General features: G+C 42.4%; 11 protein-coding genes. 4 read left to right on the forward strand and 7 right to left on the reverse strand.

Annotated features, from left to right (window positions below):
- Positions 1-24 precede the first annotated feature (24 nt).
- The 5 genes from ACTJKN_RS26175 to ACTJKN_RS26195 form a co-directional block, all read right to left on the reverse strand.
- Positions 25-846 carry an AraC family transcriptional regulator gene (locus tag ACTJKN_RS26175; RefSeq protein WP_440828568.1) on the reverse strand — a complete coding sequence of 274 codons (822 nt, stop codon included), beginning with the start codon at positions 844-846 and terminating at the stop codon, positions 25-27.
- Between the two features lie 226 nt (positions 847-1,072).
- Positions 1,073-1,288 carry a sugar phosphate isomerase/epimerase family protein gene (locus tag ACTJKN_RS26180; protein WP_440828569.1) on the reverse strand — a complete coding sequence of 72 codons (216 nt, stop codon included), beginning with the start codon at positions 1,286-1,288 and terminating at the stop codon, positions 1,073-1,075.
- Position 1,289: 1 nt separating this feature from the next.
- Entirely contained in the window at positions 1,290-1,916 is a 627-nt protein-coding gene (locus ACTJKN_RS26185; RefSeq protein ID WP_440828570.1) for a sugar phosphate isomerase/epimerase family protein, read from the reverse strand.
- 125 nt (positions 1,917-2,041) lie between these two features.
- Positions 2,042-3,214 (reverse strand): efflux RND transporter periplasmic adaptor subunit, encoded by a 1,173-nt coding sequence (locus ACTJKN_RS26190; protein ID WP_440828571.1) that lies wholly within the window; start codon positions 3,212-3,214, stop codon positions 2,042-2,044.
- A gap of 11 nt (positions 3,215-3,225) precedes the next feature.
- On the reverse strand, positions 3,226-7,602 hold the full coding sequence (locus ACTJKN_RS26195) for a CusA/CzcA family heavy metal efflux RND transporter (protein ID WP_440828572.1): 4,377 nt from the start codon (positions 7,600-7,602) through the stop codon (positions 3,226-3,228).
- Positions 7,603-8,372: 770 nt separating this feature from the next.
- Between ACTJKN_RS26195 and ACTJKN_RS26200 the strand changes: the two genes are divergently transcribed.
- The 4 genes from ACTJKN_RS26200 (at position 8,373) to ACTJKN_RS26215 (ending at position 10,863) form a co-directional block, all read left to right on the forward strand.
- Positions 8,373-9,488, forward strand: a complete 1,116-nt coding sequence (locus ACTJKN_RS26200) for an acyltransferase family protein (RefSeq protein ID WP_440828573.1) — start codon at positions 8,373-8,375, stop codon at positions 9,486-9,488.
- A 313-nt stretch (positions 9,489-9,801) separates the two neighbouring features.
- Entirely contained in the window at positions 9,802-10,053 is a 252-nt protein-coding gene (locus tag ACTJKN_RS26205) for a hypothetical protein (RefSeq protein WP_440828574.1), read from the forward strand.
- An 84-nt stretch (positions 10,054-10,137) separates the two neighbouring features.
- On the forward strand, positions 10,138-10,629 hold the full coding sequence (locus tag ACTJKN_RS26210; protein ID WP_440828575.1) for a cupin domain-containing protein: 492 nt from the start codon (positions 10,138-10,140) through the stop codon (positions 10,627-10,629).
- 63 nt (positions 10,630-10,692) lie between these two features.
- Complete coding sequence (locus ACTJKN_RS26215) at positions 10,693-10,863, forward strand: hypothetical protein (RefSeq protein ID WP_167346147.1); 171 nt, start codon at positions 10,693-10,695, stop codon at positions 10,861-10,863.
- 51 nt (positions 10,864-10,914) lie between these two features.
- Here ACTJKN_RS26215 and ACTJKN_RS26220 read toward each other — a convergent pair whose 3' ends face one another.
- Positions 10,915-11,421, reverse strand: coding sequence for a hypothetical protein (locus ACTJKN_RS26220; RefSeq protein ID WP_440828576.1), 507 nt, complete (start codon positions 11,419-11,421; stop codon positions 10,915-10,917).
- A 30-nt stretch (positions 11,422-11,451) separates the two neighbouring features.
- The gene (locus ACTJKN_RS26225) at positions 11,452-12,249 is read right to left on the reverse strand and encodes a DUF4382 domain-containing protein (protein ID WP_440828577.1); all 798 of its coding nucleotides are present in this window, start codon (positions 12,247-12,249) and stop codon (positions 11,452-11,454) included.
- Between the last annotated feature and the right edge of the window lie 142 nt (positions 12,250-12,391).

The following is a 12,391-nucleotide window of genomic DNA, read 5'->3' on the forward strand; positions in this document are numbered from 1 at the left end:
GGTACATTTGAAAATAGTATGGTATTAAACAAGGCTTGCCCGATAATTTTGGGGCGTAAAACCGGTAAAGCGCTTAAAATACTTTACAAAATGTGATGTATCATTGAAACTGAGGTTATAGCTTATTTCGGCAACCGTGTTATCGGTATAGATCAACAAACGTTTAGCTTCATTGATAATGAATTCCGAAAGTACCACCGAAGCAGAGATATTCATTTCTTTCTTACATGCCAGATTAAGGTTCTGTGGAGAGGTATTCAATTTGTCGGCATAATGGGCAACACTGTTTTTTAACTGTTTTTCCTGGCTCAGAATTTCACGGAACTGATAACACAGGCCATTGCCATCCTGCTTTTTACCTGCAGGCAATAGTTCGCCTTCCGATTGGATTTTCCCCAACAATGCCTTTAACAACCCTTCTACAACGGTATGAGATGACTGATCCAATACATCAACTTCATCTACAAGCAATTGAAAGATTTTATCAATAGCTGCTGCATTTTTCAATTGTAGAACTGCATTCCTGCTCAATTGCAGCAATAACCTGCTAATCTCCCTGTCAATACTCTGATCAATAAAGCCCTTTTTAATGATGGCAACATAGCCCTCCGGTTCGGATGTAAGCGCCCAATAGTGCATTTGTTCCTTCCTTATAAAAAAAACACTGTTGGGAAAGATTTCAAAACCCTGCGAATCTATATAATGAAAACCGCTGCCGCTGGAAAGATAGATAATTTCGAAATAGCTATTGTGCTTATGCGGTGCGGTGATGCGTACGCCTTTTCTAAATGGCGACACCTTGAGCATCCTATTTTCCTGAATCTTGTTTTTAACGATAATCGGCATGCTTATGTGCTAAATTTAGACTTCTGCAGAATCCGCTGCAAAATCTTGAATTGCCTGTATTGAATTGTTCGCATTAATTGTTTTCACAAATATAGTATCATTAGTGTATAGTCTCTTGGTAAGATTAAGCGCGCAGATCAATTCCAAACAGGAGGTATAAATTGATATGCGGTCGAAGGAAAGGACCACATATCAATTATGAATTTATCATTAATTGCAAACAGAACTAGCGGGTGCCATCACAAACACCCCTAAAATAGCCAACAGATTCAGCTATTCCTGCCAGGGGATCTTTCATGTCTTTTTCATACTCTAAACTACAGCAGCCCTGGTAATTAACCTTTCTCAGCATTTTTACGAATGCGGGAATATCAATTACGCCACGGCCGAGTTCGCAAGTGGTACCTTCATTTGCCGCTACCGTTACATTCTTTAAATGCATATCAAAAATCCGTTTCGAGAATTTCTGAAGGTCTGCAACTGAATCCCGCCCATCTTTTGTTATGCCCCATATCAAAGCATATCCCAACACGTTGATCCAGGTTTTTAATGAGATTATAGATGCTTTCTGCATTTGGATATAGTTTATCCTGCGGGCCATGATTATGAATGGCATAACGAATATTATATTCTTTTGTCTTTTGGGCAACGTATTCCAGGTCTGCATGCGCCGGAATTCCGATCAACAGATCAACACCAACCCTTTTTGCATAATCAAATGCATTGTCGATCTCTTCTTTATTTTTGGTGTATATTGGTCCTACGGCATATCCCACTACGTTATTATCCTTTAATTTAGCATGAAAGGCAGTAATTTCTGCTGCTGTACTTTTAAAAGGCAAATGAAAGTCTTTAATACAGAGGTAATGTACATCAACCCTTTTCATCATTTTAAGTGATTCGTCGAGGTTAAAGTTAAGGAAGCTATAACCGGCAATCGCTAATTTAAAAGCGTCTTTACCCGGGGCATTACCTTTAGCAGGCGCTGCAAAAACTGACGGGACATTGATTAGCGTTGTGGCAGTCAGCCCCAATATCCCTGTTTGCAAAAAATTTCTTCTTGTAGTCATCTTAATTTATCTGGCGACTAAAGTTAATATTTAAATTGGTGCAGTTCAAACGCGTAGACAGATCTTTAAAAAAAACAGATGTTATTTATGACATCAATATTCTACCAGCTACAGCGCTTAAACACTTAATGCTCCTCACCTTCTTCTTCAGCATTCTTTACCTTGCTTAACAGATCGTAGGCACCTTTTGTCACCACCTTTACATCACTGATCTGCCCGGCGAAAGAAACCTGGGTGTAACCATTTTCGGCAACACCTGTTTTTACTTCCATCATCCTGTACCGGTAAGTGTTACTGCCCTTATCAACAGGCTGGTCTATAAATACGAACTTTTTGCCTTCAAACTCAACAATAGCCGCATTGGGTAGTGCTTCAACCTTGTTCATGCCGCTTTCTACATAAGCCTTAAGGTACATGCCCGGAAGCAGCTGTGTATCCTCCTTATCCAGGTGGCAGTGAATCTGCACGGTACGTTCTTTGCTAATTTCCCTGCCGATGAGATAAACCGTAGCCATGCGCTCCTTTTCTTCATTGGCCAATACAAAGCGGACTTTCTGCCCAAGTTTAAGCTTGGGTACATCCTTTTCAAATACTGTAAGTTCTGCATGCAGGTGCTCGGTATCGGCAATTTTGAAGAGCACATCGGTAGTGCTGGCAAAGGCACCTATATTGGTGTTAACCTGCGTAACATAACCCGCCATTGGGGTATAGAGGTTAAAGGTTTTCTGGATCTGTCCTTTTTCCAGTACCGCAAAACTGATGTTCATAATGGAAAGTTTAGAACGTTGTCCAAGCAATCTTGCACTCATACTCTGGTATTCGCTCCTTGCTTTCTGAAGTGCTTTTTTGGAATTTACGTTTTCTTTTGCCAATTCTTCCTGGCGGTCGAGCTCCTGCTTTAAAAACTGTAGCTGGCTTTTATAGTCCAGGTAGTCTTGTTGCATCTGAATGAATTCCGGATTCTGCATTACGGCTACGAGCGCCCCTTTGGCTACACGTTTTCCCTGTAGCATATCGGTACTTTTTACAATACCTTCCAGCGGTGTAGAAATAGATACCAGGCTCTGCGGAGGAAGATCGAGCATACCGTTTACTTTCGTCGTTCCGCTTAATTCCTTCAACTCAATATCTCCAAGCGTAATTTCTGATAGTTTGTACTGCTCTGGGGTAAGTGTTACAATATCGCGCTCTTCGTGAACGATCTCTTTTTCGGGCTCCTTTTCTGTATTGGGGCTGCTACAGCCAGCCAGATAAAATGGAAAGGACAGCAGGGTAAGATATTTATATATGGATCTCATGAGATTTATGCTTAAAATGATTTGTTGTTACCGGTTAAAAATTCAATCTGGTTAATGCTCTGGCTTAACTGGAGCAGGGCCATCAGGCGCCCTTCGTAAATACCATTTGCCTGTTTAAGGTTTAACAGGTATTCGGAATAGCCTATTTCTCCGTTCTGGTAGGCAATGCGACTGTTCTTTAATATCAGTGCCGCATTGCTTAGGGCAGAAGTAATAAAATAGTCGTAACGTTTCCTGTTTTTCAGGTATTCGCCCAGGGCCTGCTGGTACTGACCTGTTAGTTTTCGCTGATGGAGTTCCAGGTCGTTCGAGGCAATATCCCTGTTAATGGATGCGGCCTTTGCTTTAGCAGCATAGGCGCTGTAAAATAACGGAACGCTAAGCCCCACCTGAAAGCCCTGAAAACGTTTATCGCGGCCAAAGAAAACATCACTGCCGTTAACATTTTGAAAACCGGTTAGCGACTGGTTAAAATAACTCAGGGTAAAATCGGGCATTGCTTTCGCGAGTTCTACTTTGCGCTGTTTTTCGGCAATCACAATCTGTTGCCTGAAATAGGCAATGGCTGGATTTTCATTTAGAAGAGCCGTATCTCCAATCGAAATTTCGGGTGTTTCCTTTAAAAACTTGTCGGCGATTAGGGGTAGCTCACCTCTGCCAAGAAGCGTAGCCAGTTGCGTTTTATAAATTTCGATATCAGACCGGTCTTGATGGAGCAGGTTTTGTACATCCTTAAGCTGTGTCTCTGCGGCTACCTTTTCAAGCAGGTTACCCTCACCTGTTTTGTATTTTAGCGAAGCTGATTTTACAAAACCCTTATAAATACTGTCTTGCTCGAGCAGCAGTTTTTCCTTCGAATAAAGGTATTGAAGATTGGTGTAAACCGTTTTCACCTGAAAAATGAGTTCGTTTTTACTTGAAGCCACCTGAAGCTGGCCTAATTTGATACGTTCATCCCCTAATGCCGCATTTGCAGCGAAAAGTGTTGGAAAGGGAATGCTTTGCGAAACGGTAAAGTTGTTGTCGTTTTTGATCAGACTGTTATATTGCCCATAAAGCATAGACACTTCAGTTTTGGGCATTTCGAAGGCGCTTTTCCTGAGTGCCTGTTGCAGCCCTACACCAAGGTTAGCCCCGCTAATCGCCCTGTTGTTTTCCAGTGCCGAAGATATCGCCTGTTTTAGGGTCAACGGCGTCTGAGCTTTAGCAGGCTGAAATCCAAACAACGTAACAAACACTACAATTATTCCCGCTATAGGAGCGATTCTTAGTTTTTTGCGGCCCATTTTTTCTACCCAGATATAAAGCACTGGAAGTACCAAAAGGGTCAGTAATGTGGCAGAGATTAATCCACCGATAACAACCGTTGCCAATGGACGCTGTACTTCAGCACCGCTTCCGCCAGAGATCGCCATTGGAAGAAAGCCCAAAGAGGCTACAAGGGCCGTCATAATAACCGGGCGAAGCCTAACTGAAGTTCCTGTTCTGATAATTTCGAGCATATCGTTCATTTCTTCTTTTTTTAACCTGTTAAATTCACTGATCAGTACAATGCCATTCAATACCGCTACACCAAAAAGCGCAATAAAGCCGATGCCTGCAGAGATGCTAAACGGCATACCCCGCGCCCAAAGGGCAAATACGCCACCAATGGCCGACAATGGAATTGCGGTAAAAATTAAAAGCGCATGTTTAATCGATGAAAAAGTAAGGTAAAGCAACAGTAAAATGAGTAATAAGGCCAGTGGTACGGCAATACCCAATCTTTTGGTGGCTGCCTGCAGGTTCTCAAAAGTGCCACCAAAGGTTGGATAATATCCTGGTAAAAACTTAACCTCTCTATCAATCTTCTGCTGGATTTCCTTTACAGTACTTTCCACATCTCTTCCCCTCACATTAAAACCAACGGTAATCCGTCGCTTTGCATCATCACGCTGGATCTGGTTTGGCCCTTCCCTGTACTGGATATCAGCCAGTTGCTCCAGCGGGATCTGGTTGCCATTGGGTGCAGTTACAAACAGGTTCTTCACATCCTCAAGCGATTGCCTGTTTTCTTTTTCCAGGCGGACAACCATATCGAACCGTTTTTCGCCCTCGAACACCAGGCCAGCCACCTCTCCGGCAAATCCCGAGCGGATAGCCGTATTCACATCTTCGATGTTCAGTCCGAACTGCGCAATCTTTTCCCTATGAAATTTAATGATCACCTGTGGAAGTCCTGAAGCCTGTTCTACATAGATATCCTGAGCCCCTTCGATTTTTCTGGCTATAGCCCCAATCTTAGCTGCATAAGTACTCAGTTTCGAAAAATCCTCTCCATAAACCTTGATAACCACATCCTGTCTGGCGCCAGTCATGAGTTCATTAAAGCGCATCTGGATGGGCTGCTGGAACCCGAAAGTAACCCCAGGAATATACTGTTCAAGCTTTGCCTGCATCTTTCCTGCAAGCTCGTCTCTCGTCGAAGCATTTGTCCAGTCGCCCTTATCCTTTAAGATAATAATCAAGTCACAGGCTTCTACCGGCATGGGGTCGGTTGGAATCTCACTAGAGCCAATCTTTCCGATTACCTCTTTTACTTCAGGGAAATTTGCCTTTAATACCTTTGCAGCGCGTGTAGCAGCCTCAATGGTCTGAGAAAGACTGCTTCCGGTAAGCACCCTGGTTTCTACCGCAAAGTCGCCCTCCTCTAGCGTGGGAATAAATTCGGCGCCCAGGTAATTGAAAATAATAAGGCAAATGGCAAATAATCCTATGGCAATGCCCACAACAGCCACCCTTGCCCGGAGTGCAAAATTGAGCATTGGGGTATACATCCTTTGAAAAAAAGACATGATCCTGTCTGAGGTATTTCTTTTGGTGCTGATGGTTTTGTTTAGAAACAGCGCACTCATCATCGGCACATAAGTTAACGACAAGATAAAAGCGCCAAGGATAGCAAAAGCCACCGTTTGAGCCATCGGCCTGAACATCTTACCTTCTATACCAACCAGGGCTAGAATCGGCAGGTAAACGATGAGGATAATGATTTCGCCAAAAGCGGCGCTGTTACGGATCTTGGAAGCAGATTCAAAAATTTCGGCATCCATCTCCTGCTGGCTTAATCTGTTCTTGTTTTTCCGGATACCTAGATGGTGGAGAGATGCCTCCACTATAATTACCGCTCCGTCTACGATTAGCCCAAAGTCTATAGCGCCGAGGCTCATCAGGTTTCCGCTGACGCCAAAAAGGTTCATCAGGCATATGGCAAAAAGCATGGCAAGTGGAATAACCGAGGCCACAATCAATCCGGCACGGAAATTCCCCAAAAGCAATACCAGTACAAAGATCACAATCAATGCGCCTTCTGCCAGGTTTTTGGTCACCGTACCAATGGCACTGTCTACCAGTTTTGTGCGGTCGAGAAATGGCTCGATCACCACGCCCTCTGGAAGATTCTTTGCAATCTGATCCATCCGTGTTTTTACATTTGCGATAACCTTGGAAGAGTTGGCGCCCTTTAGCATCATTACTACAGCCCCTACTACCTCGCCTTGATCGTTTCTGGTCATGGCACCGTACCTGGTGGCTGCACCGATCCGCACTTCAGCTACATTTCGGATCAGCACGGGAATGCTATTCTCATTGGTCCGCACAACGATGTTCTCAATGTCTTCAATGCTATTAATAAGTCCCTCACTCCTGATAAAATAGGCATTGGGCTTTTTATCAATGTAAGATCCGCCAGTGTTTTGGTTATTTTTTTCAAGTGCCTTAAAAATGTCGCTGATGGATATATCCATACTCCTGAGCTTATCGGGATTAAGGGCAATCTCATACTGTTTGAGGTATCCCCCAAAGCTGCTCACATCCGCTATGCCCTCTACGCCCAGAAGCTGGCGGCGAACAATCCAGTCTTGAATGGTACGGAGCTTGGTGGCATCATATTTTTTTTCATATCCCTTTTTGGGATGGATAACGTACTGGTAAATCTCTCCTAGTCCAGTTGTTAATGGTGCGATCTCAGGCGTGCCGATCCCCTTCGGAATGGCTCTTTCTACTTCGGCAAGCCTTTCGCTCACTTGTTGGCGGGCCCAGTAAATCTCTATATTTTCCTTAAACACTACTGTTACAACTGAAAGGCCGAATCTGCTAAAGGAACGAATTTCTTCTATTCCGGGAATAGTGGCCATGGTCTGTTCTACCGGGTAGGTTACAAAGCGCTCAATATCTTCTGCACCGTTGCTTGGTGAGGAGGTAATAATCTGGACCTGATTATTGGTAATATCGGGAAGGGCATCTATGGGCAGCTGCCTAAGGGAGTATATGCCCCAGGCAATCAGCGCCAGTATCATAATTCCCACCAGCAGTTTCTGCCTGATGGAGAATTGTATTATTCTGTTCAGCATTCTCGTTTAATTCAAAAATCAATAAATAGCAGGGCATCATTGCACCTCATGGTGCAAAATTGTGCATGTAAAAAAGCATGCTTTCATGGACAGCTCCATGAGATAAAAAAATTGATTAAACGAGTTTAGGTGGTTGCCAGATATCGAGTGGTTGTTTTTTCAATGCCGAGCACTGGAAAACCGGGTATGGTTTACAGAATACAGGAACAATCAGATCTGCTAACTTTTCAGTTGGAAAGTGCTGACCGACCGAGCAGCAGGCACAGCTGCAGAATGGCGGGCAGGATTCTCCATGCATATGCTCAGCTTTTGATTGATCGCTGTGCACAGTGCTTTCTGTGTGAGACTTGGAAACCATATCTTCCTTGTCCTGGCAGGGCATTAGGCCCAGAAGGATCAGATAAAGAGAAAAAAGGAATACAAAGTTTTTCACCAAGGGCAAATGTAATGATTAATGTTTTTAATTCATAAAGCCAGGTGCACGACAAATTGCATATTTCAAGTCCATCACGTCCTGCTGAACTCGTTTCAGCATCTTTTGTAGCAGGAAAGATCCTGATCCCGAAGTTTCGGGACAGGATGACGATCGGATATGCAATTGGTCGTACACCCCATAAAGCCGTTTTTATTTTAATTCCGGTTTTGATTGATGGTTAAAAAACAATTTATCTCTTCAGCAGCCTTAATACGTTACGTATCATTATAGATGCAAAGTTATGGGGTAAAGAATGTTGGTTATTTTTACGGCTTGCAATTTTACAAGCCCTTACATGCGTACTAACCTGAATAATGAACTGGCCACCAAGCCACATTACCCTATATTAGATGGCCTTCGCGGTGTCGCCGCTATAATTGTTGTTACCTTTCACTTAACCGAGCCCTTAGGCACCGGGCACCTCGATATCCTGGTGAATCATGGTTATCTGGCTGTAGATTTTTTCTTTCTATTGTCGGGTTTTGTAATGGGCTACGCTTATGACGACAGATGGAATAAAATGAGTGTAGGCAGTTTTTTCAAACGCCGTATTGTACGTTTGCAACCCATGGTAATTTTGGGGATGACCCTTGGTGCCATCGGATTCTATTTTACAGATTCTACCATATGGCCGCTCATCCATACCATTCCACTCTGGAAGATGCTGCTGGTATTGCTTATTGGCTATACCATCCTGCCTATACCACTATCGCTTGATATACGTGGCTGGCAAGAAATGCATCCCATGAATAGTGTGGGCTGGTCATTGTTTTTTGAATACATTGCCAACATTCTTTATGCGGTGTGGATCAGGAAGTTTTCTAAAACGGCATCAAGTATCTTAGTCGTTATCGCTGCTATTGCATTGGCACAGCTGGCCATTACAAACGGCGATGTAAGTGGCGGCTGGACACTGAATGTAGAACAGGTACGTATTGGCTTTACCCGTACCTTATACCCCTTCTTTGCAGGTTTGTTACTTTCGCGCATCGCCAATCCCATCCAAATTAAAAATGCCTTTTTATGGTGCAGCCTTTTAGTGGCTTTGGTCCTTTATATGCCGCGCATTGGAGGAGCGGAGCACCTTTGGATGAACGGGGTTTATGAATCTGTCTGCATCATCATCATATTCCCACTTATCGTATACCTTGGAGCCAGTAGTGTGCTGCAAACGCAAAGAGAGCAAAGGATATGCAAGTTTTTAGGCGACATATCGTATCCACTTTACCTGGTACATTATCCACTGGTTTATTTTTACGTGGCCTGGATCAGCAACCATAAAGGCACAACAATTGTGCAGGCCTGGCCTTATGCCCTGCTCATTTTAGTCGGCGGGATTATTTTGGCATATGCCGCATTAAAGTGGTATGATGAACCGGTACGTAAATGGTTGCAGAAAAAGTTTGCATAAGACTGAGTTAGGCTTAAAAGAGGCTGTGAGGAATCGTCATTGCGAGAAGGCTTTTTTAGCCGCCGAAGCAATCTTTATGGTAAGGATCACTAGTATGAAAGATTGCTTCGTCGTTCCTCCTCGCAATGACGACCTTTCTTTTTGAATCTTTCATTGATAGCTTATTCGAACGGCTTTCTTAAATAACCTTTTGATTAAGCTCATCGAAAGATGGGCTTTTTTAATTAAACCTGATCTATCGCTTTCAGTAGTTGTGTCTATCGCGTATATTTGAGAATTACCCACAAGAGATTACGCTCAAAAACCACGGAAAATGGAACAAAAAAATCTATCGGAACTAACAGATGAAGAATTGCTGCAGGAAGCAAAAAAAAGGAAATCGGCAGCTATAACCAATGCAATATTAATCGGATTTTTGATCGGTGTTGTATTTTTCAGCGTGATGAAAAACAGTTTAGGTTTTTTAACACTCATCCCCTTATTTTTCATTTATAAGCTGACCAACAACTCAAAATATAACAATCAGGAATTAGAGAACCTTTTAAAAGAAAGGGGATTAAAATAGGAAGATCGCTGATGATCAGATCATGGTAATGACCTTAGCCAATGGATTGAAGCGTAAAAATATACATCGAAAAATCTAAGAGAGATGGAATCCAATATCAAAATCATTAATAAAAATGAAGGCGAATATTTAGGTATAGCAGGCGGTAATTACAGGATCATCATTTCTGGTGAGCAAACCAATGGCAACTATGCGGTTATTGAAATGACTGTTCCTCCAGGAGGTGGCCCACCACCACACGCCCACCCCGATACACAGGAAATGTTCCATGTATTGGAGGGAGAAGTGGAGTTTAAAACAGAAAATGGCAAACAAATCGTTTCAAAAGATGGCTTTGTAAATATCCCCCTTGGTGGAGCCATTCACTGCTTTAAGAACATTTCAGAAAAACCTGCTCGGTTGCTCTGCACGGTAGTACCCGCCGGATTGGAAAGTCTATTCCAGGAAATAGGTATACCTGTTCTTCCTGGGCAAACGCTGCCGATTCCTGAACTAACAGCGGAGCGAAAAGCGTTTTTAAAAGAGATGGATTTAAAATACAATCAACAAACCTATCCCAAAGATTTTCTGGGATAGTAAATTCATGACTTGATTAAAAGAGAGAACAGCAATTGGCACAGTTATCGCTACATCATTATTATGAAACAGATATATCTTATTGTAGCGTTATCGGCAATGCTGCTTACCAGTGCTTGTTATAGTACCAGAACTGCTGGTAATAGCGGAAAAGTTCCTCCGGGGCAAGCTAAAAAAGGAACAGGTTCAAAATCTGCCAGACCTTTTGCGCCAGGCCAACAAAAAAGAAATTAAAAAAGAAAACCCTCCAAATTTGGAGGGTTTCTTTCTTTATTACACAAACAACTAATGTTTTCCCTTACCGTTTCCATGGCCTTTGCCATTTCCGTTTCCTTTATTAAAATGCAGTGAGGGTTTTCCTTTATCGCCTTTATAAACCTTGGCATTACCCTTTGCAGGTGAATATTTCTGTCCTTTGCTCTTCCCTATTGCCGATTGCCCATGGTTACCTTTAAATTTGGCATATTTTACTTTGTGGGTCTCGAAATAACGGTAAGGCTGACGTGAGTTAATTACTACCTTGTAGCCGTTATATAAATCATATCCGCTATATCTCGGTGGAAGCGATGTGGTAAAAACCCAGCCTCCTGCACCCATATAAATAAACTGTTTTTTAGGCACATAATAATAACTCTCAATATCTGGCAGGTAGTAATAATCTACATAATCGTAACCAGCCGGACCCCATGCAGGCTGTGCACCAAGGTTTATATTTACACTTACCTGGGCCTGAGCTTTAAAAGTAAGGCTGCCGCTTACCACGAGTAACAACAGCAAGAATAGCTTTTTCATCGTTTTAAATTTAGATATGAATAATGGGTTTTACTGTTTTAAAGTAACCGTGCCCAATGAAGTGTTTTGCCCTAAAGCCACTTTAACAGCAGTAATGGTACTATCTTTATAACCAACAACCGGTGCAAATTTAACCGAGTAGGTACCTGAAGATAAGCCACCAACTGTAAATTTACCTGTTAAAGGGTCGGCAACGGTACCCACAGTATCTGTACCAGCAATAACCAATACTTCTGGATGGCTTGCTAAAGGCAAAACAGTTCCCGAAATTAATCCGGTAGTTGCTGATGCAATGCCACGTACCACTGGTTTTAATAAATATTTTCCGTTCCCGGTGCTTACAATAGATTTCGCTGCATCAAAGTCTAATAGTAATGTATAAGCAGCACCTTCAACCAGTTCAGGATTAGCGGTTAATTTCACCTTCCAGCCTGATGTTTGTGCGCTTGGCGTTTTAAGTTCCTGCTGAACCCCATTTACTACAATTGTATTTCCGGTTTCGTTAAGTACCAGTCTGATTTCGGTAATTTCACCTGAAGGCATTTCACCTGAAGCAACCAAAATATCAGGATTACTGGTGCCGATCCTAAAATCAAGAATATCGAATATACCTGCACTGGCTGCAAATACATAAGGTTTATCGCCCGATACCAATACAATCTCTTTTACACTTAAATTAATCTTATCGAAGTTACCCGGGGCATCGGTCATTTTAATCTGAACTTTAGTTGTTCCCTGGCTTGATTCATTTTTTTTACATCCATAAAAGGCAGTCATCCCGATTACAACGAAGACGGCTAAAATGGTATTTACAAAATTTGTTTTCATAACTGTAGATTTTATTTAAAGTTTTACGCTTCAAAGTTGAGGGGCCAAGATGAAACCAACATGAAATTTAAATTTTATTTTTTTCATCTTAATTTCATGTTGCCATTCTACTTTTGAAATGTGAGCGCACCATGTATGGTGG

This window comes from Pedobacter sp. 22163 (assembly GCF_052045595.1).
Classification (GTDB): domain Bacteria; phylum Bacteroidota; class Bacteroidia; order Sphingobacteriales; family Sphingobacteriaceae; genus Pedobacter.